At 61.1% G+C, this 25,051-nt stretch carries 19 protein-coding genes, 1 tRNA gene and 1 pseudogene; 1 reads left to right on the plus strand and 20 read right to left on the minus strand.

Translation table 11 applies throughout. The annotated features are described in order from the left end of the window. Positions 1-164: 164 nt before the first annotated feature. The 19 genes and pseudogenes from ACYAS9_RS14320 to ACYAS9_RS14410 all read right to left on the minus strand — a co-directional run bounded on the left by ACYAS9_RS14320 (position 165) and on the right by ACYAS9_RS14410 (position 21,515). Positions 165-1,040, minus strand: coding sequence for a serine/threonine-protein kinase (locus ACYAS9_RS14320; protein ID WP_463568967.1), 876 nt, complete (start codon positions 1,038-1,040; stop codon positions 165-167). Continuing rightward, on the minus strand, positions 1,037-1,708 hold the full coding sequence (locus ACYAS9_RS14325; RefSeq protein ID WP_463568968.1) for a PP2C family protein-serine/threonine phosphatase: 672 nt from the start codon (positions 1,706-1,708) through the stop codon (positions 1,037-1,039). Before ACYAS9_RS14325 ends, ACYAS9_RS14320 begins: the two co-directional genes overlap by 4 nt. Further along, entirely contained in the window at positions 1,705-5,208 is a 3,504-nt protein-coding gene (gene tssM / locus ACYAS9_RS14330) for a type VI secretion system membrane subunit TssM (protein ID WP_463568969.1), read from the minus strand. The genes ACYAS9_RS14325 and tssM overlap by 4 nt, the downstream gene beginning before the upstream one ends. 10 nt (positions 5,209-5,218) lie before the next feature. Further along, entirely contained in the window at positions 5,219-6,088 is an 870-nt protein-coding gene (gene icmH, locus ACYAS9_RS14335; RefSeq protein WP_463568970.1) for a type IVB secretion system protein IcmH/DotU, read from the minus strand. 5 nt (positions 6,089-6,093) lie between these two features. Next, positions 6,094-7,425, minus strand: a complete 1,332-nt coding sequence (gene tssK / locus ACYAS9_RS14340; protein WP_463568971.1) for a type VI secretion system baseplate subunit TssK — start codon at positions 7,423-7,425, stop codon at positions 6,094-6,096. Next, positions 7,422-7,925, minus strand: a complete 504-nt coding sequence (tssJ, locus tag ACYAS9_RS14345; RefSeq protein WP_463568972.1) for a type VI secretion system lipoprotein TssJ — start codon at positions 7,923-7,925, stop codon at positions 7,422-7,424. Before tssJ ends, tssK begins: the two co-directional genes overlap by 4 nt. A 5-nt stretch (positions 7,926-7,930) precedes the next feature. After that, positions 7,931-9,172: a type VI secretion system-associated FHA domain protein TagH gene (gene tagH, locus ACYAS9_RS14350; RefSeq protein WP_463568973.1), complete on the minus strand. Its 1,242-nt coding sequence runs from the start codon at positions 9,170-9,172 to the stop codon at positions 7,931-7,933. Between the two features lie 14 nt (positions 9,173-9,186). Continuing rightward, complete coding sequence (locus ACYAS9_RS14355; protein WP_463568974.1) at positions 9,187-9,327, minus strand: type VI secretion protein; 141 nt, start codon at positions 9,325-9,327, stop codon at positions 9,187-9,189. Positions 9,328-9,397: 70 nt separating this feature from the next. Beyond that, positions 9,398-10,900 (minus strand): sigma-54 interaction domain-containing protein, encoded by a 1,503-nt coding sequence (locus ACYAS9_RS14360; protein WP_463569032.1) that lies wholly within the window; start codon positions 10,898-10,900, stop codon positions 9,398-9,400. 1 nt (position 10,901) lies between these two features. Beyond that, positions 10,902-13,496 (minus strand): type VI secretion system ATPase TssH, encoded by a 2,595-nt coding sequence (tssH, locus tag ACYAS9_RS14365; protein ID WP_463568975.1) that lies wholly within the window; start codon positions 13,494-13,496, stop codon positions 10,902-10,904. Positions 13,497-13,509: 13 nt separating this feature from the next. Next, a complete protein-coding gene (gene tssG, locus ACYAS9_RS14370; protein ID WP_463568976.1) occupies positions 13,510-14,517 on the minus strand; it encodes a type VI secretion system baseplate subunit TssG in 1,008 nt (335 codons plus the stop codon). Continuing rightward, complete coding sequence (tssF, locus tag ACYAS9_RS14375; RefSeq protein WP_463568977.1) at positions 14,481-16,292, minus strand: type VI secretion system baseplate subunit TssF; 1,812 nt, start codon at positions 16,290-16,292, stop codon at positions 14,481-14,483. The genes tssG and tssF overlap by 37 nt, the downstream gene beginning before the upstream one ends. 32 nt (positions 16,293-16,324) lie before the next feature. Continuing rightward, on the minus strand, positions 16,325-16,735 hold the full coding sequence (gene tssE / locus ACYAS9_RS14380; protein WP_463568978.1) for a type VI secretion system baseplate subunit TssE: 411 nt from the start codon (positions 16,733-16,735) through the stop codon (positions 16,325-16,327). 13 nt (positions 16,736-16,748) lie between these two features. After that, positions 16,749-18,224: a type VI secretion system contractile sheath large subunit gene (gene tssC, locus ACYAS9_RS14385; protein ID WP_463568979.1), complete on the minus strand. Its 1,476-nt coding sequence runs from the start codon at positions 18,222-18,224 to the stop codon at positions 16,749-16,751. A 25-nt stretch (positions 18,225-18,249) separates the two neighbouring features. Further along, a complete protein-coding gene (gene tssB / locus ACYAS9_RS14390; protein WP_463568980.1) occupies positions 18,250-18,756 on the minus strand; it encodes a type VI secretion system contractile sheath small subunit in 507 nt (168 codons plus the stop codon). Between the two features lie 32 nt (positions 18,757-18,788). Continuing rightward, a complete protein-coding gene (gene tssA, locus ACYAS9_RS14395; protein WP_463568981.1) occupies positions 18,789-20,348 on the minus strand; it encodes a type VI secretion system protein TssA in 1,560 nt (519 codons plus the stop codon). Positions 20,349-20,756: 408 nt separating this feature from the next. Further along, positions 20,757-20,953: pseudogene (locus ACYAS9_RS14400) on the minus strand (transposase); the annotation flags it as partial. Further along, on the minus strand, positions 20,872-21,384 hold the full coding sequence (locus tag ACYAS9_RS14405; protein WP_463568982.1) for a ParA family protein: 513 nt from the start codon (positions 21,382-21,384) through the stop codon (positions 20,872-20,874). The pseudogene ACYAS9_RS14400 and the gene ACYAS9_RS14405, both read right to left, overlap by 82 nt. A gap of 55 nt (positions 21,385-21,439) precedes the next feature. After that, positions 21,440-21,515 (minus strand) — tRNA-Asn (locus tag ACYAS9_RS14410). A 161-nt stretch (positions 21,516-21,676) separates the two neighbouring features. Between ACYAS9_RS14410 and ACYAS9_RS14415 the strand changes: the two genes are divergently transcribed. Further along, a complete protein-coding gene (locus ACYAS9_RS14415) occupies positions 21,677-23,302 on the plus strand; it encodes an NADP-dependent glyceraldehyde-3-phosphate dehydrogenase (protein WP_463568983.1) in 1,626 nt (541 codons plus the stop codon). A gap of 57 nt (positions 23,303-23,359) precedes the next feature. Here ACYAS9_RS14415 and ACYAS9_RS14420 read toward each other — a convergent pair whose 3' ends face one another. Further along, a complete protein-coding gene (locus ACYAS9_RS14420) occupies positions 23,360-24,970 on the minus strand; it encodes an amidohydrolase family protein (RefSeq protein WP_463568984.1) in 1,611 nt (536 codons plus the stop codon). Between the last annotated feature and the right edge of the window lie 81 nt (positions 24,971-25,051).

Here is a 25,051-nt window from a genome sequence, read left to right on the forward strand (position 1 = left end):
GATTTCTGATAGCCCGGCATCTTGCCGGGCTTTTCGTTCCTGGCCTCCCGGAAAGACGTAATCTTTTCTTCCTATAAACACCTCATGGCGAGCTCTTTTTTCGTAACAGCACGTCAAAGAGACAGCTAATCAGCACCTGAATATCTTCAGGATAAGCAATTGAATCAAGACAAGATCCTGTGCCACCAGCCAGGTCGGGTTTGCAATGCATCGCGCAATTGCACCGCACTCGGCCGACACACCGGGTCGAAAGCCAGGGCCTGACGCAAGGCTGGCCAGCAGTGCCTGGGAAGGCGGCCGGGAATCGGCAGTGTGCGATCCTGCCCGGCTGCACGGGCCTGGTCGCCGGGCAAGCGCCCGAACGGGTGCTTGCCACTGGCCAATTCATAAATCAGACACGCCACTGCATACAGGTCCGATGCCTCGGATAACGGCGCGCCATCGTGCAGCTCCGGAGCGGCGTAAGCCGGGGTCCAGGCCTTGAACGTGTCGCGACGCAGTTGTGGCAGGCCGGGCAGAATCCCCGGTTGCGCCTGGCCCAAGCCAAAATCGAACAAGCGCAGCCCCTCTTCGCTGAGCATGACATTGCTTGGTTTAAGGTCGCCGTGCAGAACGCCGCAGGCATGGCTGTGGGACAAAGCGTCAAGCAGCGGCAGCACCACTTCGAACAACTCCCGCACCGGCAGGCCCATGGGGCAGTCGCAAAGCCAGTGATCCAGAGTAAGGCCGTGCATCAGCTCCATGGTGAAGAACGCGCATGGGCGGCGGGTGTCGACTTCAAAGCTGTAGCAGCGCACCACGCCGGGATGGTGCAGATGCCGAGTCAGGGCAAATTCGCCGTACAGCAAAGAGCCGGCATCCGGCACTTGATCAAAGGCTTCACCAAGCAGCTTGATCGCGATGTCCGGTGCAGGATTGCCGTACTGCTCATGCAGAAGATCGCGGGCGCGCCATACCAGGCCCATGCCGCCAACCCCAAGCAAGCGGTCAAGACGATACCGGCCGCACAACACTTGTGGTGTATCGACAAGGTGGCTCATGCGCGTACCACCACACAGGTGATGTTGTCTTTCGCCGGTCCCTGCAAGGCGCGCGCGAATAAAAACGCCAACGCTGCGGCCACTGTCGGCTGGCTCAAGCCCTGGCCCAGCGTTTCGCTGTCCAGTGCCTGATACAGGCCGTCGCTGCACAGCAGGTACGTGTCGCCAGGCTGCGCTCGCCACTGCAGCAGTTCCAGTTGCAATGGGTGACGGGCACCCACCGCGCGGGTCAGCGCGCGGGCGTGCGAGTGATCGCGGGTCAGTTGATACAGGCGCCGGCCACGCCATAAATAGCAACGGCTATCGCCTGCCCAGCAGCAGGCGCCTTGTTCGCCCTGCAGCAACAGCGCCACCAGGGTGCTGCCGATGATGCGCCGCGGCTGCCCCTGGCTTTGCGTCAACTCAAGACACAAGCGGCGATTGAGCACCTGCATGTGCTCACGCAGTTGTGCCAGTTGCACGTCCAGGCGTGGTTCGGCCGGCAACCCGGCCAGGGTATCGACGATCAACCGGCTGGCGATGTGTCCGCCGTGATGACCGCCCATGCCATCGGCCACCGCCCATAGCCCCTGCTGCGGGGCATCGAGAAAGGCGTCCTCGTTGCGCGCCCGCACCTTGCCACACTCGCTGCCGGCGGCACTTTTGAACACGTTGGCACGCGGTGTCATAGCTGCGCCGGCAAGCGAAAGCTGCGCAAGGCGCTGACGTCGAACGGATTGGGCATGCGCTGGCTGGTCAACAGGTAATTGACGCGCAAGCCGCCCAGATCAGCCTTGAGTATCAGCACATCACGCCCGCTCAGCGGCTCGATCTGCATCAGGTCAAGCAGCCGGAACAACGACCAGGGCCCCAGGTTTTTCTCGATGCCGACAGGACGTCCGACCAGCCGCTCGGCCACCAGACTGGCGCCGCCCTGCCCGGCTTCATCGGGCCAGGTAAAGGTCATGGGCACGATAGGACCATGGCGATACTCGAGCAAACGCTCGCCCAGGCGGAATTCGGTGCGGTTGGCCGTGCTGTCCAGGCTGTAGGGTTCGAGCTTGAAACGCACCTGCGGCTGGCTCGGATCTTCGGCAAAAAAGCCTTGGCGGATCGCGTGTGCGGCGCTCATCTGGTCGAGCAGCACGCGGGACATTGGCAGACTGTGACCATCGATACTGCGCAGCCGGTAGCTGCCCGGATGGCCACTGACAAAGGCTTTCAGGTGTTGTTCGAAAAAGCTTTCAAGCACGCCCTGGCTTTTGAAGAACTCACGAAAGTCATTGAGTGCCACATCGCTGGCGCTGTGCGCGTTGAACGGGTAGCGCTGCTCGATGGCTTTGGCGTAGAAGCTGTGCAACTCACTTTGATAACGCTGGTTAAGGTGCTGATAGGCATTGCCCAGCACCAGCCGCCAGGCGTCTTCAGCCATCAGGTTGAACCAGCCACTGACCGGACGCGGCAGGCGCGCGGCGCTATTGCGCAACTGGCTCAAGGCATCGCGCTGGCCGCCCATGCGGGCCTTGGCCATATCGAAAGCGAACTGCTCGGGCTGGCTGGCCCGCGCCAGGCTGGCCAGTTGCTGTTGCACCTCATCCAGGTTTTGCAAGGCGACGGCAAGGTCGGCACTCGGCGCGTCCTTGTCGTCGAGCAAACGGTGCAACGGCTCAAAACGCAGTTGCATGGCCCGGCGTGCATTGTCTGGCAAGGCGATGGCCTTGCTGGCCTTACTGGCCACCGCTGTCGCGGCCTTGCCCAGCACTGCGACGTTGTCATTGCCGGGCTCAAGATTTGTGTCAACCGCATCGGAGGGCAACGGGAATCGCGTGTTTTCACGAATCTGTAGCAGTAGCTGCACCACCGGCGAACTGGATGACAGCAGCCCGGCGGCAAGGTCGGCGCCTTCACCGGCATCGCCGAACGGCAATAGCCCAAGGCGCCCGACCGCTTCGCTCCAGTGGCTGGCGTAATCACGAAAGTACAGTTGCTCAAGCTCTACCAACAATTGGCGCAGGTCTCGGCCGCTGATCTCGTTACCTTCGCCCAGAACCCAGTTGTCACGCAGCAGCTCACTGACCCTGGCGGTGCCTTGTACCGAGAAAAACTGACGGTAGCCTTGCCGGGTATAAAGCCCCGGAATCGCCTGATCGGCGCCGACAAACAATTCGCGTTGCGGGCCCAGATGCTGGCTGAGGCGGTAGTCCGGCAGACTGCGAGCCTGTTCACGCAGTGCGCGATAGACCACGCTGGCCAGCGATTCGCTGCGCAGTGTCTGACGGGCCCGTGCCACCAGCGTCTCATTGAGCGGCTGACTGAACGACAGGCTCAGCAATTGCTCGAAGTGCCGATTCAGATCGTTCTGCACCTGATCATGACCCGAATACAGCCGCGACCATTCAGCGCCAAGCCAGTCCTTGAGCCACACACCCTCGCGGCGTGCCTGCAGGTTGAGCATCAGGTAGGCGCGCAGGTTGCCCAGCAGTGCCTCGCGGTCGTGCAGGCTGGCCGCGATTCTGGCTTCTAACAGCTGCGTGACCTGGGGCAGCAAGTGGGTAAGCAGTTCGCGCTCATAAACGCCACGCAATACTGGCTGACTGATCGCGCCCTGATAAAGCCCGCTACGCTCGTGCCAGGCTGCCTCACCCGCTGCCGGGAATACCTGACTGGCCTGCCCGCTGATCTCCAGCACCTTGAGCAATGCCATGGCGTCATCGCCGGGGTTGAGGGTTTTGTGCTGTTGCTGCCAGTCGCCCGCCAGTACCCGCAACGTTTCCAGACGCTCGTGGTTGGCGGAAAAGCCGCTGGCCCACAGCACGCTACCCAACACCAGAGTGGCCAGCCCGCCGATCAATAGCGCACGCTGCCCCCAGTGAATACGCCGCCGTTCGCGAGGGTCCAGGCCAACCAGGCCCGCCTCTGGAAAAATCACCTTGCTGAACACGTCGAAAATAAAACGCGCACGTTTCCTGAAGTGTGGGGCCGTGTAGGCCTGCTCCCCGGGCTGCGCCAGAACCTGAGCATCGCCCGGCTGGCGCTCGCAATGCTGCGTCGAGGTAAGGTAGAAACCCCGCAGCAGATGGCTACTCTGGTAACGGTGATGGTTGAAGACGGTATCGATCACCTGGCACAGGCTCTCCCCCAACACGCCCATCTGGTGCGGAAAATCGAGAATCAGGCTACGTCGGGAGGTGTCACGCTGCTGGTGCAGGCGATTGATGAGCTGACCGTCGAAGTGGCGCAGCAGTCCTTCAAACTCCTGGCGTACCACACCGGGCTCGCTGGCCGGTTTTTCCCGGCTGAAGCTGACGCCGAGCACCTGACGGTTCTGCTCAAGGCTCAAGGCATCGAAAAACGCATCGAAACCGGGCACATGGTCGGCCTGGCTCAGGATCAGGTACACCGGCACCTGGACATGCAATACCCGATACAACTCTTGCAGGCGGGTACGCAGGTGATTGGCCAGTGTCAGACGCTGCGCATCCTGGCCTTCAAGCAGCAACGGCACGGGGATACTGACCAGCACACCGTTGAGCGGCAACGCCCGGCGACGCTTGCGCAACAAGCCCAACAACGTTGTCCAGGCATGCGCATCAAGGGCCGGGTCGGGCTGGGTCAGATAACGTCCGGCGGTGTCGAGCAAAACCCCGTGCTCGGCAAAATACCAATCGCAGTGCTCGGTGGCCATGTACGTGCCGGTTTGCGCCGGATCAGCACGATTGAGTGGAAACTCCAGGCCCGAGGATTCCAGCAGGCTGGTCTTGCCACTGCCTGACGGGCCGATCAGCAAATACCAGGGCAGTTCGTCACGTACCCGCTGCGGGTGATCGCGATACAGCCCGGAGGTGGCGACGGTGCGTAGCGCCTCGTTGAAGCGCGTTTGCAGGCTTTTGGCTTCGTCGTCCAGACGCTCGTCGTGCAGCACCTGCGAATGGTTGTCCGGGTTTTCGTTGCGATCCTGCTGCCGACGGTTAGCGCGCCAGCCGGCAAAGACCATGCTCAGCCCCCACAGCAGAAACAGCGCGCTGAGTGTGATCAGCCGCGCAGCGACCTCAGCCCATGGGCGCAGGTCGTTGATGGCCAGCATCGGCCCCACCCACCACACCAGTGCCGCAACGGCCAATACCAGCGCCAGGCTCCAGGCCCAGGTCTGGCCCAGTAGCGTCAGTGTCTTGATTAGCAATACTTTCATTGAGGAGGTCTCACGAGCGGGTAGGAATCAGGCTCGTTTCGAGCTGCTGCCAGGGTTGCAGAACGGTCTGGCGCTGTTCGCCGAGCACCCAGGCAAAGCCCGAATACATCATCGTCAGGCCCACCAGGGTAAACAGCAGCACCAGCCACCACGGCACAATGTTCGGCGCTGCACGACGCGGGTCGTCCAGGCCCTGCCAGCGCGGCGACAGTTCACTGCTGGGGTCACCGCGCAATTGCCGAATCTGCCGGTACAACGCATCGCGAATCGATTCAAGCTCCGCCGCGCCACGGTTGCCACGCCGGTGCTTGCCTTCAAAACCCAGTGCCAGGCACAGGTAGATCAGCTCCAGAAGCGGTAAATGTCGTACCGGATTTTTCGACAGTTGCTCAAGCAGGCTGAAGACCTTCTCGCCACCGAAGGTTTCGTTGTGAAAGCGGCTCAGCAGGCTGTTCTGCGCCCAGTCGCTCTGCTCGCCCCAGGAAGTAGTCACCACGCTTTCATCGAGTACCGTACACAGCACATAACGCGCGATCCCCACCTGATCGCTGTCGATTCCACCGGTCAGTGCCTGGCGCTCGAACTGCATGATCTGCTCGCACAACTGGGTGTTGAGCGTGCCGATGGTCTGCCCGTTTGACTGGTACTTGATATGCCTGAGGCTCGACAACAAGGGCGATGCGGCGGCTACTAGGACATTCAGGCTCAGGCTGAAATGTTGCGTGCCCGGCATGCGGGCGGCAAACACCATACGCTCCTCGAGCCGGCCAAAACGCGGCGCATCACTGGCATCGGTCAGCGGGGCCTGCGCGGGGCCTACACCTGCATGGTCGAGCAGGACGGTCATGTCGTCCTGCGGATGAAGGTCTTGTTTGCTCATATCATTCAGTTCCTGATCGCCCAGAAAGTCAGTTCCAGCCCTGCGAAATCGCCGGCCAGATGAAAGGCAAAACCGCCGGAACGCTCCAGCACCGCCAGGTCTTCAGCCGCCGGTTCCAGAATGAAATAGGTCTTGTTGGCGTGAAACGGGATCTGCCGGGGCGCTACCGGCAAGGGCTTGAGACGGATACCCGGCAGGTGCAGATTGACCAGGTCGCGGATGTGCTCCACGGCACCTGCCTTCAGGTGCGCAGGCAAACGCTGACGCAGTTCTTCGGCGTCGCACTGGGCACTGACGGCCAGCACAAAACTGCAGGTGGTCAGCAGCGTATGGTCATGCAGCGTCGCCACGCGCACCCCGTACTGGCGCAGTTCGAGCGGCAGTTCGATAGCGTGCTGCTCCAGCACCATCGACAGTACCTGGCGGATCGCATCCATTAATGGCCGCAGGCTCGCGCCCTGATCGCTGTGCTGGTAAGTGCAGGTCAAGCCGGGCCTTTTGCTGTCGCTGGCGAAGGTCGCCAGTTCGCCCTGCAAGCCCAGCAGCAGGCGATACAAGGCTTCGGGATGGACCTGCTCCTGGCCCAGGCAATGGCGCAACAGCAGTTCGTTGCGATTGATCAGTTGCAGCATCATGAAGTCGCCGATCTGCGCGCTGCCAACCGTCCCGCTGGAGCGAATCCGCCCGGCAATGGTGTCGGCACGGTGGGCCAGCAGGCTGATGACTTCCTTGAGGCACGAGAGCATCCAGGCGCATGACTTGACGTGCACAAAGCTGGGCACGAATTCTGTCGCCAGCGTGATGACTCCACCGGCGCTGGCCTCTTGCACCTGGCAGAGCTTGAGCCTGACCCAGGCCTGATCGCCCGACTGCTCACCGAGCATCAGCCGCAGGTCGGGCCGGGCACAATTGACCTGGCTGCTGGCATCTTCACCGGCATTGGAGTCAGCCACCTCAGTCTGGTACATCGTATAGCGCGCCAGTACTTCGGCCTGATCAAGGCGTCGGGCCTCGATATGGTTGCCGGTTACCAGCGGCAAGGCCAGGTACACGGCGGTATTGGTGGTATTGGGCGGCACATCCAGGCTCAAGGGCTCCGGGGCGCCGGCCAGATCGAACAGGCTGCCGTCGGGCAGCACCCCCCGGGCCTGGCTGATCACCAGCTTGCCCATGTTGAGAAACTGCTCGTCGATCTCCAGGCTGACGAAGCCCCATTGATGACCGCCCAGCATCAGCGTGCGGGTCTTGAGCTGGTGGTCGTAGTAGCGATCGTTGTGCTGCAAATGCTGTGGGCGCAGCAGCATGCCTTCTTGCCAGATAACCTTGTGTGCGTTCATCGCGTGCCCTCCTCGCCGCCCAGCGGTGTGCGGGTTACGCTGATACCGTCCTGATCCAGCGTCAGGTCGAAATACGTGCGCTCACCGCTGTCGATTGTCAGCACGTGCCGCCAGCGCGTTTCGCCAAGGTCGCGATAGGCTGCCAGCACGCCGACATAACGCCCCTGCTCGATGCGCAGCTTGAGCGTTCGGGTTTCACCGGGACGCAATTCCAGCTCTTCGCTGACAATCAGATCAGGCGTCAAGGTGTCGCGCGCACGTTCGTAGAGGCTGAAGAAGTCGGCGGTTTCGAATGCGACCGGATGACGCAGCTCTAACAGGCGCACCACGATTGGCGAAGGACGACCGTGCAGGTCCGGGTTGAGCCGGTCACTGGCGGTCAGGGTCAGGTCCAGCTTGGTCAGGCTGGAATACGGCGATAGCGCAGAACAGCCGGCCAGCAGCATCAAGGCTGCGCAGGCGACTATCAGCTGCGGCGGCAGGATCATGGAACGGAGCATGGCGGTTATCCCTTAGGTTCGGTATGAAGGGGTTCGGTATGAAGGGACTCGGTATGAAAAGCGTCGGTTTGCACGGCCGTAATCAGGCGAACCTGTTCGGCGTAGGCGCGGGAGAAATCCCGGGCCAGCAAGCGCTCGGTCCAGTCATCGTCGCGGCTGAGTCCCTGGTGATGGCGCACATAAGCGCGCCAGCGTCGGCCATCGGTGGTCAGCCAGGGTCGGCTGTCGCGCTCCATCTGCTGGATCATTCGCTGCGGCGCGACCTGCTCCAGAGCACTGCGCAAGACCGTGCGACTGGCATTGAGCAACGCCACCTGATGCGCTTGCAGGGTCTGCATCGCCAGGCTTACGGCCAACTGCGCGGCACCGGGCTGGCCAGGTGAACCTTCACGGCGCAGCAAGGCCAGCAACCCTGTGCTGTGCAGATCGTGCTTGAGGGGGTTCTGGCCGGCGACAAAGGCGTCACTCAGCCCCAGGCGCAGCTCGTTCTTCAGTTCATTGCGAATCCGTAAGCTGTGTTGCAGACCGGTCAGGCTCTGGCGCAACAGCGCTGCCACGGTCAGTGCCAGTTGTTCGCGCTCAGCAAGAGCCAGGTCATCGAGTGACACACCCAGCGCTGCTGCAAAGCCCTTCCAGAACGTTTCATCGGGGCCGGCGGCAACAGCAGTGTCCGGCGTATTGGTCACCGCGGGTGCTTCAGTGATCAAGCGCGGTACGGTCAGGTTCTCCGTATCGACACCGGTCCCGTCCAGCGCGGACGGCAGCGCGGGTAATCGCGATGTTTCGACGGCCAACAGACGTCCCAACAGATCAGGCTGTTCCTCAGGGCATCTAGCAAGCGGGTTGAATTCAAGAAAGGCATTGTCAGGAATGACACTGCCAGCCTGCGTTGGCTGCCCTACAGGTACATCCTGAATTTGCAGGTCACTTTCCAGCCGGGCATGGATGCGCAGATGACCGAACAGGTAGCAACTGCCCTGCTCGATGGGTTGCGCCACGCCCTTGGGCAGGCGCTGCCCGGTCAGCCCGTCGTGCGTGCCATTACGGCTGGTGTCGGTCAGCAGAAACCTGCCGTCCTCATAACTGATCAGCGCGTGCTGTTTGGACACATACCGTTGCGGGTCGGCCAGTATCCAGTCACAAGCGGGATGCCGACCGATGACACCGCCATGCTCGGCAAAGCGCTTGCCCGGTGTTTTTACCCACTCGCGTTGCCTGGGGTCACGAATTTCCAGAACCAGTTGCATGCTGCTCCTTGGGCTCACTGGCCGCGCTTGAGTGCCTGGGAATCACCCAAAGGGCGGTACTCGTTGTCATCGAAGGTGTAATTGCCGCTGCAACCGGCCAGGCCGACGAAAACGGCCAGGACCAGCAGTGCTGCGTGCCAATGGCGTGCACACATAAGGGGAGTTCCTTTAGAGAGAAATGAGGTATGGCGATGTACGGCGCGACTGTTTTGCGCGTGCGCGCCGCTAGCCATAGCCTTGCCCTGCCTGAATGTTCAGGCGTTGCAGGCGGTACAGCAGCGTGCGCCGGGCAACCCCCAGTTCGCGGGCGGTCAGGGTGCGGTTGCCGCCGTTGTTGTTCAGGCTTTCGATCAGCAGCGCACGTTCGACCTGCGCCATGCGTTCGCGCAGGATGGTCGAACCTGGCATCGGCAACGTGCCGGGGTGACAGCTGAAATGCTCGACCCGCAGTGGCGGGTCTTCGCACAACAGCACCGCACGCTCGACCAGCGCCTTGAGCTCACGAACGTTGCCAGGCAGCCCCAGACCGCTCAGGTAGGTAAGCGCGCCCGACGACCATTGGGCGGGCGGGCGCTGCAGGGCAGCACTGGCCTGGGTAGCAAAATGGCGGGCAAGCAGCGCAATGTCGCCTTCGCGATGGCGCAGGGCTGGCAAGTGCATGGGGAATTGCGCCAGCCGGTAATACAGGTCTTCGCGAAAGCGTCCGGTGCTGACCCGCTTACGCAAGTCGCGGTGGGTGGCGGCGATGATTCGCACGTCGATCCGGTGCGTGCTGTTGGCGCCCAGCGGACGGATTTCGCCTTCCTGCAACACCCGCAGCAGCTTGGCCTGCAGTACCAGCGGCATGTCACCGATCTCGTCGAGCAACAAGGTGCCACCGTTGGCCGCATCGAACAGACCGGCGCGGTCTTTCACCGCCCCGGTAAAAGCCCCCTTGCGATAACCGAACAGCTCGCTCTCCAGCAAGCTTTCCGGGAAGGCTGCGCAGTTCTGCACCACGAACGGCCGGCCATGCCGCGGCCCATGGTCATGAATGGCGCGTGCCACGACTTCTTTGCCGGTGCCGGTTTCACCTTCAAGCAGCACCGTGCAGGCACTGTTCAACACCTTCCCGATCAACTGGCGGGTCTGCTCGATGGCAGCGCTGGTGCCAATCAGTCCATAGCCTTGCGCCTGCGGCAAGGCAGCGCAAGCGGCCGGCGTCTCACTGGAAAGTCGACTGTGCTGGAGCATGTCCAGGCGGGCAAGCATCAACGCGCCCAATTGCTCCAGCGGCCCGGCCAGCCCCTGAAGCTCGCGGCGCTGGCCGGTGGCACACAGCAACAAGCCCGCCACGTGCGGAACTGCATTGCGCAGTGGCACGCACAACAACGATTGCCAGGGCGGCGCCGAGCCAGGCAAAAAGCCGGTGTCGTGCAGCCCCGGATCGATGTCCGTCAGGCTCAATCGACGGTTCTGCTGCAAGACAAACTGCAACAACGGATAGCCATGATCATTCAGCGTCTGACCTGGCTTTTCGCCGGGTGTGTAGCGCCCGCTCAGCGTTTCACCGGCCCGGTACAGGCCGCGACCAGGTGCCTCGAACAAGTAGACTTGTGCCAGCTCACACTCACTGACCGCCAGCGCCGCGCGCAGCAAGTCGTCGCACAGGGTCTGTTCACAGTCACCACGCGCCAGTTGCACGCAATGGGTCAACAAGGCATCGGCCTGTTCGGCAAAACCGTGCATGTCAGGCAAACCCGCAGACGACACGGGCCTGATCGTCGAGGCTGACGTGAACCGTACTCAGTGGTGTGCCACCGGCCATGGCATCGAGTAGCCGGTCGACCAGCTGCGGCATCAACAGGGTGTCGAGCAAGTGATCGATAAACCGCGCACCGCTCGGGCTCTGCTGGCAACTGTCGGCCAGGTGCTCGACCAGTTGCGGCGTATAGCTGAGCGTCAGTTGGCGCAGGTGCAGCCGCTCGCTCAGGCGCTCAAGCTTGAGGACAACCAGCTCTGCCAGCACCGGCCCGCTGACCGGGTAGTACGGCACCACGTGCATGCGTGCCAGCAGCGCCGGGCGGAAATGCCGACTCAACACTGGCCGGATATGGGCTTCAAGCACCTGTGGATCGGGTCGCGCGTCTTGGGCACACAAGGCCTCGATCTGCTCGCTGGCCAGGTTGGAGGTCAGCAGGATCAAGGTATTGCGAAAGTCGATCTCGCGCCCTTCACCATCGTTGGCAATGCCCTTGTCGAAGACCTGATAAAACAGGTTCAGGACATCCGGGTCGGCTTTTTCGACCTCATCGAGCAGCACCACCGAGTAAGGTTTTTGCCTGACCGCTTCGGTGAGCATGCCGCCTTCGCCATAACCTACATAACCCGGCGGCGAGCCGATAAGCCGCGACAGGCTGTGTTTTTCCTGAAATTCGGACATGTTGATGGTGGTCAGAAAACGCTCGCCGCCGTACAGCAGGTCGGCCAGTACCCGCGCGGTTTCGGTCTTGCCCACACCACTGGGGCCCACCAGCAGAAACACGCCCACGGGCGCATCTGCGCGATTAAGCCCGGCAGCGGCAGCGCGCATCGCCCGGTCCAGAGCCTGTACCGCTTGCTGCTGGCCGCGAATGCGCGCCTGCAGATCAGTGGCGAAGCTGGCAATGCGGGTGTTGTGCTCACGGGCCAGTTGCGCCAGCGGCACGCCGGTCCAGGCCGCCACCACCTCGGCGACCAGCCGTGGGCAGACCTCAAAACTGACCAGCCGCTGCACCTGTTGGGCGTGCTCCAGGGCACTGCGGATTTCACTCGACTCGGCTTCCAGACTGGCCACCGACGCAGTGCCTTGCTCAGCGTCCGGCAAGGGATTGCGCGCCTGAGCCAGCTGGCTGCGCAACGCCAGCAGGCGCTCGGCCAGGCCGCGCTGGATGTGCCATTCGGTTTGCAGTGTGTCGAGCTCACGCTCGACATCGATCAGGCGCGCCTGCAACGTCGCCATGGCACAGGTATCGACACTCAGGCCCGATTGTTCATCGCGGTTCAGGGCCTGCAACTGGCGATGCCCTTCGGCGCGCTCGCCGCGCAATAGCTCCAGGCTGTGCGGCGCGCTGGCCAGGCTGATGCGCACCCTGGCGCAGGCGGTGTCGAGCACATCGACAGCCTTGTCCGGCAACTGGCGACCGGACAGGTAACGAGCCGATAGCTCGGCAGCCGCCACCAGCGCATCGTCGCGTACATAAATGCCATGGCTCTGCTCATAGACCTGCGACAGGCCACGCAGGATGGTCACGGCCTGCGGCACGCTGGGCTCATGCACCTGCACCGGCTGGAAACGCCGCGCCAGGGCTGCGTCTTTCTCGAAGTATTTCTTGTACTCGGCCCAAGTGGTCGCGGCGATCGTGCGCAGTTCGCCACGCGCCAGCGCCGGCTTGAGCAGGTTGGCGGCATCGGAGCCACCCGCATTGCCGCCGGCACCGATCAAGGTGTGGGCTTCATCGATAAACAGAATTACCGGCAGCGGCGCAGCCTTGACCTCATCGATGACCCCAGTGAGACGCCGTTCGAATTCGCCCTTGACGCTGGCACCGGCCTGTAACAGGCCAAGGTCCAGGCTCAATACGCGCACATCCTTGAGCACCGGCGGCACCTCGCCGGCGGCAATGCGCAGCGCCAGGCCTTCGACCAGCGCGGTCTTGCCCACCCCGGCCTCACCGACCACGATGGGATTGTTCTTGCGGCGCCGGGCAAGGATGTCGATCATCTGGCCGATTTCAGTATCACGACACAACACCGGGTCAATCCGGCCTTCGCGCGCCTGCTCGGTAAGGTCGTGGGTGAAGCGCTGCAACATGGAGTCATCGCCCCGAACAGGCTGTGGCGCGGCGGGGTCACTATGCCGGGACAGGGCAAAATCCTTGAGCCGCTCGATGTTCATTCGTGCCAGCAATGGCTGGTAACGGCTGCCGGCATGCCCCAGCGGATTGCGCAACAAAGCCAGCAGCAAGGCGGCCTCTCCCACCCAGGACTGACCCAGATCGAGGTTGGCCGCCAGCAGTGCTTCTTGCAGCCATTGCACCAGTTCCTGGGCAAACACCGGGTTGCGCGAAGTGCTCTGCCCGCCCAGCGGTTGCAGGGCATCACGCAACTGGCCGGGGTCAACCTCGGCATCGCGCAACCCGCGCTCAAGCAAGCCCTCGGGACGCTCCAGCAGGCACAGGAGCAAATCCTCTACCAGCACCTGGCTGGCGCCACGAATCACACAGCGCTCGGCACACGACTCAAGGTCGCGGCGGGTATCGGCGTCCAGCGCCTGAATGAGTTTTTGCAGGTCCAGATTGATCATGCTTATAAGTCCTTTAAAGAATCTTGCTGCCCAGCGTCACCAGGCCGTCGGCCCGCTCGCGGCCCAGCCAGCTGGTCCAGCCCAGACGGCACTCGTTGGCGGCGCCGATGCGCAGGTCGCGAATGTCTTCGTGGCGCAGTTCCAGGCGCAGGTCGTAATCGAGCGGGTCTCGCAGGGTGAAGCGCACCAGCGCGCATAACGGCTGGTAACCGGTCCCGATGGGCAAAAAGTCGTGGAAGCGCTGCCAGTCCAGCTGGCAGACATGAATACGGAACTTGCCGCCGCAATCGTGAACCCGGACGCCTAGCACCAGGTCCTCGCCCAATTGGCTGTTGCCCAGCCCCAGACGGTTGTGTTGCTCGTCGATAATGCTCACGCGCCGTGCCACGCATTGCTCGATGTACAGCCGGGCATGCTTGAAGTAGTAACGCAGTACCGCCTCGATCAGCGCCGCCGAATGGGCGCGCAGGCTGAGCAGGCCCAGGTAGGGCAGCAGGCGCTTCCAGTTGAGCGACTGCGACTGGCGAATGGTCTCGCCTCCCAGACCGATCAAGGCGAACAGCTGCTCGGAAAAACGGTCCAGCGCGCCCTTTTTGAAACTGGCCTGGTAGCGATAGCGGGACCAGATCGGCAATAGCAGGCGCTGCAAGCGATGGTGAAACAGATCGAGAAAGATCCGTGTCGGGTTGCCCTCTTCACTGTCACCCAAGGCCTGCTCGACGTAGAACGTCGGCAACGGCGAGCTGGCACCGGCCAGACCGATCAGGTTCAGGCGCAAACGGGCGCGCAGCCGGCCGTGCTCTTCGAAAAACTCCACACGGTCGACATCGCTGCCAGGAAAACCCAGGCTCGGGTTCGCCTGAAATTCCAGCAGGTCATAGAGTGCTTCGTCATCCAGTTCGGGATGCCGCTCGCGCAGCCGCTCGATGACCATTCGTATGGCCTGGAACAGCGAGTACTCGCGGATTGTGCTGGCAAGCCTGCTCAAAGCAGGGGTTGCTGGCCCATACGTGGCGTCCATCGGTAGACGTCTCCCTGTGTGGTCTGGACCCGCAACTCGTGGTAGGAATTGAGGCTGGCGTAAAGCGCAAAAAACTCATTGAGGACCGAGGCAAACACGAACAGGTCGCCGTCACCGATGAAGTTGCGCGCATCGATGCCCAGCACCGTGCACACCCCGCGCAGCGGTAATCCGCGGTGCAGCCGGTCAACCTGTTCATGGCGTACCGACTGCAGCCCGGCGAGCAGGCGTTTGCTGACTTTTTCGGCATGCGGATCGTGATAGCGCGGCAAATCGTAGGTTTCGAGGATGACCTTGAGCGCCTCGACATTGGCCAGCGACAGGTAGTTGAGCGACATGTTGCTGATCAACTTCCAGAGAAAACCACGGTTCAAGGGCGGGGCATGGCTGGCGGTGGCCGGCACGATATTGCGAAACGTGGCGAACTCCGGCGTGCCCTCGCAGGACTGGTCGATATCACCGACCTGCAAGCGACGTGGCAGGTTCTGGTTGGTGCAGGTCAGCTCCAGCGACAGGGTTTCGCCTGCATTTTCGTCAGCCGTCTCGCCCGGCTGGCTGTCGATACCGCCGAAGCTCATCCAGGTGTCCAGCCCCTCATGCAGCAGTGAGGGTCGCTGGCGCAGGCTGTAATGCGGCTGGCTATGGGCGATGTCGAAGCTGGGATCGTGCTCGAAGGACTCGAACGGCACATAGTTGCGATGGCCCAGGCCACCGGAATTCCAGCCACTCACCGAGTCCACCGAGAACACTGCGCAGCCTTCCGGTCCCTGATTGCCGGACAGCAGCAGGTATTCGTCCTGGCGACCATCGACACGGATCGGTATCGCGTCCTGCCTGAACAGATTGACGATGGGTGTGCAATACAACTTGACGTTGTCCACCGTCGGGCGCAGGCGCTGGATCGCCTTGCTGCGAATATCAAAGCGCAACTCAAAGCCATGCATGCTGCCCAGCACCGCTTCGGGCAAGCTGTTGACCACCTGCAGACCTTCGATGTCGAGGAACAGGAACTTGTCCTGAAAGGCGAAGTACTCCTGCACGAAGCGATAGCCGCGAAAGGTATTGAGCGGGTACGGAATCAATGCCTGGTCTTCGGCAAAGCCCACCGGCTGCACATGCTTTGCGGCCAGCTTCAGCGACAACGCAGCGCCAGCGGCATCGCACAGCGGCGTGCCGTCTTCGCCCAAGGGCACCAGGACGATATCGACCAGATGCCGCAACAGGCTCAGGTACAGCATCTGGCTGATGTAGCGTTCGCCGGCCAGGTGCAGACGCAGCCGTTGCAGATCCAGCTGGCCGACATGACCGGCGCAGTTCATCTGCAGGTGCAGGCTGAGCAAAGCGCCCTCGCCCTTGACCGAGAAATTCAGTGCGCGCAGTTCCAGCGCCAGCAGATCGGTGGCGTAGCAGGTACGAAAGCGGCAACGCACCTCATCCACCGGACGGCTTTCCATGGGCGTGTCGCGCGCCACATACTGAGCGGGACCGGCCTGTTGCAAAGGCTCGAACTGCACGATGCTGAAAGAGGGCAATGGCCGCATATAGTTGGGCCACAGCAAATGCATGAGCGAATGGGTCAGCTCGGGCAACTCGTCGTCGAGCTTCTGACGCAAGCGCCCGGTCAGGAAGGCGAAGCCTTCAAGCAGACGCTCGACATCAGGATCGTGACCGGCCTGGCCCAGGTAAGGCGCCATGGCCGGATTACGATCGGCAAAGCGCTGCCCCAACTGGCGCAGCGCACTCAGCTCGCTTTGATAGTAATGATTGAAAGACACAGCGTTTACCTATGGATGAAAGCGCGAGGACTTCATGACTCGATCAGGACCCGCCCGCCGCCATCGAGGCAGGCGCGAAAACTCACCTGACAGCGCACGCCCGGCACCTGCAACAAGCCCTCGATACTGAAGGCCAGCCGCAGCGGGTCGTGATCACGCGGCAGCGCCACGACCCGTACCCGCGACAGGCGCGGCTCGAAGGCGATGATGAAACGCTCGATGGCCTCACGCGCCTGGCTCAAGGCATCCTGCAGGCTCAGGCGCAGGTCATTGAGGTCCGGCAATCCATAGTCGGCCTGGATCTGCACACTGCCGGCACGAGTGCCCAGCATCTGTGACAGATGGCTGGCCACCGAGCGCAAGGCGCACGCCTCACGACTCAGGCCGACGCGGCGGTCGGGCTCGCCGGCCAGGCGTTCAAAAAGACTGCCGTAACCTGTCATGCGCGTGCAGCCCTCACTCTTTATCCAGCTTGCCGACCAGCGACAGGGTGAAATCGGCGCCCATGTACTTGAAATGCGGGCGCACATTGAGGCTTACCCGATACCAGCCAGGCTCGCCTTCTACGTCGCTGACCAGAATCTGCGCGGCACGCAGCGGGCGGCGGCCACGCACTTCAGCGCTGGGGTTTTCCTGGTCGGCGATGTACTGGCGAATCCACTTGTTGAGTTCCAGCTCAAGGTCGGTGCGCTCTTTCCACGAGCCCAGTTGCTCGCGCTGCAAGACCTTCAGGTAATGCGCCAGGCGGTTGACGATCATCATGTAGGGCAACTGGGTGCTGAGCTTGTAATTGAGCTCGGCTGTCTTGCCCTCGCTGCTGTTACCGAAGAACTTGGGCTTTTGCACCGAACTGGCCGAGAAGAACGCGGCGTTGTCGCTGCCCTTGCGCATGGTCAGGGAAATGAAGCCCTCTTCGGCCAGCTCGTATTCGCGCCGGTCCGAGACCAGGACTTCGGTGGGGATCTTGGTCTCGATCTCGCCCATGCTCTGGAAATGGTGCAGTGGCAGGTCTTCAAGCGCCCCGCCGCTTTGCGGGCCGATGATGTTCGGGCACCAGCGGAATTTGGCAAAGCTCTCGGTCAGGCGGGTGGCAAAGGCATACGCAGTGTTGCCCCACAGGTAGTGCTCGTGGCTGCTGACCACGTTCTCTTTGTAGACAAAGGATTTGACCGGATTTTCTTCGGGGTCGTAAGGGGTGCGCAGCAAAAAGCGCGGCAAGGTCAGGGCCAGGTAACGCGCGTCTTCGGACTGGCGCAGGCTCTGCCATTTGGCAAATTGCGGGCCGTCGAAGTGATCTTTCAGGTCCTTGAGATCGGGCAGCCCGGTGAAGCTTTCCAGGCCAAAGAAGCCGGGCGCTGCGGCGGCGATGAAGGGTGCGTGAGACATGCACGAGACACTGGCCACGTACTGCATCAGCTTGACGTCCGGGGCGCTGGGCGACAGGTAATAGTTGGCGATGATCGCCGCGACCGGCTGGCCACCGAACTGGCCGTATTCAGCGGTATAAATGTGTTTGTACAGGCCCGACTGCATGACTTCGGGCGAGTCCTCGAAGTCGTCGAGAAGGTCATCGCGCGAGACATTGAGGATCTCGATCTTGATGTTTTCACGAAAATCGGTGCGTTCGACCAACAGCTTCAGGCCGCGCCACGCCGACTCCAGTGCCTGGAAGTCCGGGTGGTGCAGAACCTCGTCCATCTGCTGGCTGAGCCTGGCATCAATCTCGGCAATCATGCGGTCGACCAGGGCTTTCTTGACCGGTTCTGCGCTGTTGTGCGGTTTTAGCAGCTCTTCGATAAACGCCGACACGCCGCGCCGGGCAATGCCATAGGCTTCGTCCTCGGGGTTAAGGCGGGTCTGGGCAATGATGCTGTCCAGGATGCTGACCTGGCTGTGGTCAGGGCGATTCTGGCTTGCGACTTGGGTACTCATGAAATGGCTTTCCTCTGCAAATGGCTCAGGCGTCGGTGGACGCGGCGGCGGTCAGGCCCAGCTCACTCAGGATCTGGGCACGGGACTGGTCGTCGGCCAGCGCCCCTTCAATGGCTTTGCGAAAGGCCGGTGCATTGCCAAGCGGTCCCTTGAGGGCCACCAGCGCGTCTCGCAGCTCCATCAGCTTCTTGAGCTCGGGCACTTGCTCGACCAGGCTGGCCGGGTTGAAGTCCTTCATGGAGTTGAAACGCAGACCGATCGCCAGCTCATCACTCGGGCTGCCGTCCTGCAGCCGGTTCGGCACGCTCAGGGTCATGCTCAGTTCCTGCTTGGCCAGCACCTCATCGAAGGTGTTCTTGTCGATGCTGATGGGCTTGCGGTCTTCGACCTTGCGCTCGTCTGCCCGACAGGTGTAATCCCCGATTGCCAGCAGTTTGAGCGGCAACTCTATTTCTTCCTGCGCACCGCCCGTGGCGGGCTTGAAGGTGACATTGATGCGTTCCTTGGGAGCTACCGAGCCGTCTTTGGCCATGGTGTTTTTTCCTGTACTGATGGCCCGAGGGCCTATTCGAGTACCACCTCAAGATCGAGATGGCACAACCTGCGATAAATCTCTTCCTTGCGCTCTCGCACCGCATGGTTTTGCGGCAGCAACTCGCAACAGGCGTACATCAGGCGCAGCACTTGCAACACCAGCTCCGGCTCCCAGGCTTGCAGGCCCGCTTGCTGGAGCACCTGATCGAGGCTTTCGAGCTGGATCCTGGCAAGTTCGTATTGCCTGGCCTCAAAACACAGCCGGGCCAGGCTCAATTGCCAGAAAACCCGGTTACGTCCGCCTTGTGCGCTATCCAGTCCCTGCCTGAACTGCTGTACCGCAGCCTTCAGGCCGTCCTTGGCCAGCACCGGCATGACCGCTTGCAGTGCCTGTTCCCAGGGAGGTAGCGCACCGGCTTCAACCGTGGCAACCGACGCACTGGCCGGTGCCTGCAAATGGGTCAATACGTGGCTGTTGATCCAGGCACGGGTCGCCGGATCGGCGAAGGGCGTGCCGTCGTGAAAGCGCAGTCCGGTCAGGGCCGGCAGGCGCTGCAATAACAACGCGAAATGAAACTCGACCTCGCGCATGGCTTGCTCGGCGCGAAGGTGTTGCAGGCAGTCCCAGACCATGCGCTGGCCGTCGAACCAGAACGGCGCGCAGGCCAGGCTGGCATCCAGATCGACCAGCAGGTCGGCGTAATGACCCGCCGCAAAGCGTTCTTGATAAGTTTTCAGCTTGTCGGCCGGCGGTCCGCGCAAGGCCGTGATCTGCTCGGCATTGCGCTCGGGCAAGACTTCAATCGGCAACCACAGCAGTGCACGGTTCAGACGCAGGGCGCGCAGGTCGGTAGCCTGTTGCTTGAGCCACCAGACGCACAGCGGCCGGGCGTTGTCCTGCAACAGGCGCAACATTGCCCGGGCGTCCTTGTCGTTTTCGATCGCGCAGACCGGCGCCAGCAACTGACTGGCCACCTGACGCACCTGATTAGCCACCGCTTGCATCACGCCGGGTTGCGGCTGGTCGTCATGGGCACGCCGAATCATGTTGCCCAGCCGCCGGCACAGCGGCAGCAACAAGGGCGCGTCATCGCCCAGGTGTTCACTGAACACCTTGTCCAGGGCTTCAAGCTGTTGCAGCAGACGACGGAACAGAGCGAGCTGCTCCTTGATGGCGATGCTTTCGTTAAGCACCAGGTCCATGCGCGACAACAACCAGGTAATCGCCGCCACTCGCGTGCGGGTCTTGAGCGGATGCAGTGCGGCCCAATGACGGCTGCACAAATGCAGGATCACGCCCAGCCCGGCCACCAGGCCTGCGAAGGACTCACGCTGATACAACGCCCAGCTCATCCAGGCGGCTACGCGCAAATCCTTGGACTGGCTGCGCAACAGTGCTTCGCTGCCTTGCAGTACCTTGAGCCAGTCGACAGGACTGCTTACATGCAGGGAATGGCCCTTGCCCAGTTCCTGTTCGAGCGCTTCGTATTCACTGGAAAAGCGCACGTCATCGCCCACGAACTGCTCATGAGCGCTAGGGCAAAGGGCAACTTCAAGGTAATGATCGGAGAGCTTCTTGAAATAATACATCGATAACCCAACAGCAACTAGCGGAGGACAAAAGCAGCGCTGCGCAGGATATATCGATCATTAAAAATCAAAACAAAGCATACGTAACTCATTATTTCACAAAACAAAAAGCCTAGCAAAAACAATAACTTAAGATAAATAAAAACCAAATAATTCACACTAACACGCCATTATAAACCAACTTAATCCAGCGAGAACATATATTTCATTTAGGTTCAACACCCCGCAGCCGTCAAAACTTGTAGGAATTTTCAACAGTGCTACTGCCGATGGATCTTTACTTCAGGGTATTTGCCTACACGTCGTTATCAGCACGTGTTAAAACTCAACAACAGTGATCTAGCCATTGCTGCTGGACGATCATTTCATGTGATAAAACGTTAATTATTGTACAGCCGACAAAGGACCTTAGCTTTTGCAAGAAAAGTATTGCCGTATGCCGTGTAGGCGACAGGCCAGGATGACCATGGCTGCAAAGCTTCTCGCTAGCTTGTCGTAACGAGTGCCGATTCTTCAGCTCTCTTTAGCCAGCCAGACATCCGCTCAATGATGTTCCGCTGCCGATACTTTGAACGATCAAAGCTACGCTTTCGCGGGGTGCTTTTACTGGTGAGATCGTCATGCTGAGCTGGTTGAAGGGGTCACTGGACAGAATCAGCGACAGATTGGGGATGCAGGTGCGGCTGATGATCTGCTCGAAGCGCGTTTCATTGTGCGCAATCAGCTCATAGGTGCCGCCCGTGGCTTCATGGTCGAGACGGTAAAACGATGACAGCGACGGCTGGGTGTCGAGGTCGATCAGCAGGGTTCGAATGTTTGAGTCGGCGCAGAACACGCCCAGATTGGCGGTGACCGTGGTTTTACCCGGCCCGCCTTGGTTGAAACGATGGATACGGTTTTCATGATGCACGCCTCTAAATCGATTGATTAGAGACGGCGCTGAATCGTCAAGGCAGGAGGCAGGATTTGTAAGCAGACATAAAAAAGGTCTTGGTCGATTCTCGTTCCGAGGACCAAATGACTTACAAACTGTCATTTGGTCTCATTTTCGGCGAGAGCGACGCAAGACCTTGATTTACATCTGAAAAATTTGGCTCCACGACCTGGACTCGAACCAGGGACCCAGTGATTAACAGTCACTTGCTCTACCAACTGAGCTATCGCGGAATGAGGGCTATCTTACTGATTTAAATAAGGTAGTCAAGCACCCCAACAAAAAAAACCTGAAAAAAATCATGCGATTCAACAACATCGGGGGTTCATCGCTCTCCCCGGCAGGCGTAGTGTGTTGAAACAGTCTTTCCAGCCAATCACAGTGAGGTGAGCTCATGCCGCAGGGCAACCGTCTTGAATCCCTATTCCCGAATGCCGAGCAGATTCCTGAAATCTGGCGTCCAGGCCCTGCCATCGAGCAGCGCGAGTATCTGGTCGATGGCACTCTGCAGTCCTGGCCAGGCGCGTTGGCGCCGGTGCGCAGCCCGATCAGCCTGCGCAGCGGCGAGACGCTGGAGCCGGTGATTCTCGGCAGTACGCCGCTGATGGACGCCGATACCGCAATGACCGCGCTGGATGCGGCAGTGCGTGCCTATGACCGTGGCCAGGGTGCCTGGCCGACGCTGCGAGTGGTTGATCGCATTCGGCATGTCGAAGCCTTCCTCAAGCGCATGCGCGAACAGCGCGAGCCGGTGGTGCGGCTGTTGATGTGGGAAATTGGCAAGAACCTCAAGGACTCTGAAAAGGAGTTCGACCGCACGTGCGACTACATCGTCGACACCATCAATGCCCTCAAGGAACTGGACCGACGCTCCAGCCGTTTCGAGCTTGAACAAGACACGCTGGGCCAGATTCGCCGTGTGCCGCTGGGCGTAACCTTATGCATGGGGCCTTATAACTACCCGCTCAACGAAACCTTCACCACGCTGATTCCGGCACTGATCATGGGCAACACCGTGGTGTTCAAGCCGGCCAAGTTCGGCGTGCTGCTGATCCGGCCGCTGCTTGAGGCCTTCCGCGACAGCTTCCCGGCCGGCGTGATCAACGTGATTTACGGCCGTGGCCGCGAGACCGTCAGCGCGCTGATGGCCACCGGCAAGATCGACGTATTCGCCTTCATCGGCACCAACAAGGCCGCCAGCGACCTGAAAAAGCTGCACCCGCGCCCGCACCGCCTGCGTGCCGCACTGGGTCTGGATGCAAAAAACCCCGGCATCGTGCTGCCGGAGGTCGATCTGGATAACGCCGTCAACGAGTCGGTCACCGGCGCCCTGTCGTTCAATGGCCAGCGCTGTACGGCGCTGAAAATCCTCTTCGTGCATGAAGATGTGGTCGATGCGTTCCTGGAAAAATTCAAGGCCCGACTGGCGCAGCTCAAGCCCGGTATGCCGTGGGAACCGGGCGTGTCGCTGACGCCGCTGCCAGAACCGGGCAAGACCGGTTACCTGCAAGGCCTGGTTGCCGATGCGGTGGAAAAAGGCGCCACGGTGATCAACGAAGGCGGCGGTGAGGTGCTGGAAAGCTTCTTTTACCCCGCCGTGCTGTACCCGGTGACGGCAGACATGCGTGTTTACCACGAGGAGCAGTTCGGCCCTGTAGTGCCGGTGGTGGCTTATCGTGATGTGCAAACGGTGATCGACTACGTGCTGGACTCCGACTTCGGCCAGCAACTGAGCATTTTCGGCACCGACTCGACGCAGGTCGGCCGGCTGGTGGATGCCTTTGCCAATCAGGTCGGGCGCATCAATATCAATGCCCAGTGCCAGCGCGGCCCGGACCAGTTCCCGTTCAACGGGCGCAAGAACTCCGCCGAAGGCACTCTGTCGGTTCACGATGCGCTGCGGGTATTTTCGATCCGCACGCTGGTGGCGACCAAGTTCCAGGAGGGCAATAAAACCCTGATCAGCGACATCATTCGTAATCGCGAGTCGAGCTTTTTGACGACTGATTATATTTTCTGAAGTCCACTGCAGCCCTGCGCCCGATATCAGGCGCAGGGCTGTACACACCGGCATCACTCAGAACCCATACAACCGCGCAGGGTTATCAACCAGAATCCGGCTGATCAGCGCGTCGTCGTTATCGGCCCAGCCGAACAACATATCCAGCAGGTCGGCATCGTTGGGCATAGGCACCGGTATGCACGGGTGCGGCCAGTCACTGGCCCACAGCACTTGCGCAGGATTCGCTGCGATGAGCGCCCTGGCATAAGGCGTCACGTCATCGTAGGGATAGTCTTTGCTGGCGGTGAAGCGATAGGCACCCGAGAGTTTCACCCAGGCGCGGCCCTCCCCCAATAGCCGCAAGAGGTCCACGAAACCTGGATGATCAAGCCCGCTGCTGGTGGGCATATGGCCCATGTGATCGATGACCACATCCACCGGCAAACTCACAACCGTCTCGTACAGGTCGGCAAATTCGGTAATGTCGATCAGCAATTGAAGGTGCCAGCCCAGCACGGCGACTTTTTTGGCCAGTGCGGCCACATCCGAGACTTCAACACCACTCTTGAAGATCAGGTTCACCCGAACGCCACGCACCCCCAGATCGTGCATCGCTTGCAGTTCGTCCATGCCGGCGTCGGCATCGATCACCACCACGCCACGTAATTTATTACCGCCCTCCTTGAGGGCCTGCAGGGTGGTGCTGTTGTCGGCCCCGTAGACGCTGGGCTGAACAATAACGCCGCGGCTTAACCCAAGGGTTTTCTGAACCTTCTGAAAAGCCTTGAGCGAAGCCGGCGCAGGCGTATACGAGCGGTGCGGCGTGAAGGGTTGGCCGCTTTCATCGCCGAACACATGAAAGTGGCAGTCGCATGCATTTTTTGGCAGGGCACGCAGTGGCTTGCGCGGGGCCGGGTCAGGTCCGGGACAAGGCGGGGCGTAGGTCTCGCCCAGTGAACTCATGCGGGTAATTTCCCAGCCTTGCAAACCTCGCAGGCCGTTGCGCTCGGCGGAGTTGATGATCTGCTGCCAGGTCGCTCGGCGGGCGAGATCGGGATCACCGAGCTTGATGGCCTCGAAGATGGCCTGATGCTCGGCCAGCAGCACCTCACCGAGGTCTTTCGAGCTGACCAGCCGGCGCTCCAGCGAAGCCGCCTCGAACACGTGACCACACAGGAAAATGATGAAGTTGCGGAAATACTCGTTGCCGGTGGCGTCGGCAATGGCCCGCTTGAACTCAAGACTGTGCGCGACGATCGCCTCGGCATTGTGGATACCGGCGCGCAGGGTTTCCAGAGACTCGGCGATCCTGGCCAGCTGGCTCAGCGAGCGTCGTCGGGCCGCCATACTGGCCGCCGCCACTTCAAGATCCAAGCGCAGCTCGTAGAGCTGGCGCAGCTTGGCGGTGTCGGCCAGTTCCTGGGGCTCGATACGAAAGCTGCTCTGGCTGGTTTGCGTAGCGACAAAAGCGCCCAGCCCCTGGCGACTGACGATCAGACCTGACGACTTGAGCCGGGCGACGGCCTCGCGCACGACGTTGCGACTGACGGCAAAGGACTCGGCCAAGCGCGTCTCGGACGGGATACGGTCGCCGGGACGTAACCGTCCTTCGCGTATCTCGCCTTCCAGATAACGGGAGATTTCAATCGTAAAATGGTCGCGTCGGCCAATCGCTTTTATAGTCATGTTGCTCAGTCATCGAAAGTCGGGGCGCCCGCTACGAAACCTGAAACGCCAAACGCCCACGGATCGTACGATGCGTGGGCG

It is taken from the genome of Pseudomonas sp. HP_08 (assembly GCF_055284095.1).

Coding starts and splice junctions, on each gene's coding strand:
- ACYAS9_RS14320 (WP_463568967.1), bottom strand. CDS start 1,040: ATGAGCCACCTTGTCGATACACCACAAGTGTTGTGCGGCCGGTATCGT.
- ACYAS9_RS14325 (WP_463568968.1), bottom strand. CDS start 1,708: ATGACACCGCGTGCCAACGTGTTCAAAAGTGCCGCCGGCAGCGAGTGT.
- tssM (WP_463568969.1), bottom strand. CDS start 5,208: ATGAAAGTATTGCTAATCAAGACACTGACGCTACTGGGCCAGACCTGG.
- icmH (WP_463568970.1), bottom strand. CDS start 6,088: ATGAGCAAACAAGACCTTCATCCGCAGGACGACATGACCGTCCTGCTC.
- tssK (WP_463568971.1), bottom strand. CDS start 7,425: ATGAACGCACACAAGGTTATCTGGCAAGAAGGCATGCTGCTGCGCCCA.
- tssJ (WP_463568972.1), bottom strand. CDS start 7,925: ATGCTCCGTTCCATGATCCTGCCGCCGCAGCTGATAGTCGCCTGCGCA.
- tagH (WP_463568973.1), bottom strand. CDS start 9,172: ATGCAACTGGTTCTGGAAATTCGTGACCCCAGGCAACGCGAGTGGGTA.
- ACYAS9_RS14355 (WP_463568974.1), bottom strand. CDS start 9,327: ATGTGTGCACGCCATTGGCACGCAGCACTGCTGGTCCTGGCCGTTTTC.
- ACYAS9_RS14360 (WP_463569032.1), bottom strand. CDS start 10,900: ATGCACGGTTTTGCCGAACAGGCCGATGCCTTGTTGACCCATTGCGTG.
- tssH (WP_463568975.1), bottom strand. CDS start 13,496: ATGATCAATCTGGACCTGCAAAAACTCATTCAGGCGCTGGACGCCGAT.
- tssG (WP_463568976.1), bottom strand. CDS start 14,517: ATGGACGCCACGTATGGGCCAGCAACCCCTGCTTTGAGCAGGCTTGCC.
- tssE (WP_463568978.1), bottom strand. CDS start 16,735: ATGACAGGTTACGGCAGTCTTTTTGAACGCCTGGCCGGCGAGCCCGAC.
- tssC (WP_463568979.1), bottom strand. CDS start 18,224: ATGAGTACCCAAGTCGCAAGCCAGAATCGCCCTGACCACAGCCAGGTC.
- tssB (WP_463568980.1), bottom strand. CDS start 18,756: ATGGCCAAAGACGGCTCGGTAGCTCCCAAGGAACGCATCAATGTCACC.
- tssA (WP_463568981.1), bottom strand. CDS start 20,348: ATGTATTATTTCAAGAAGCTCTCCGATCATTACCTTGAAGTTGCCCTT.
- ACYAS9_RS14405 (WP_463568982.1), bottom strand. CDS start 21,384: ATGACAGTTTGTAAGTCATTTGGTCCTCGGAACGAGAATCGACCAAGA.
- ACYAS9_RS14415 (WP_463568983.1), top strand. CDS start 21,677: ATGCCGCAGGGCAACCGTCTTGAATCCCTATTCCCGAATGCCGAGCAG.
- ACYAS9_RS14420 (WP_463568984.1), bottom strand. CDS start 24,970: ATGACTATAAAAGCGATTGGCCGACGCGACCATTTTACGATTGAAATC.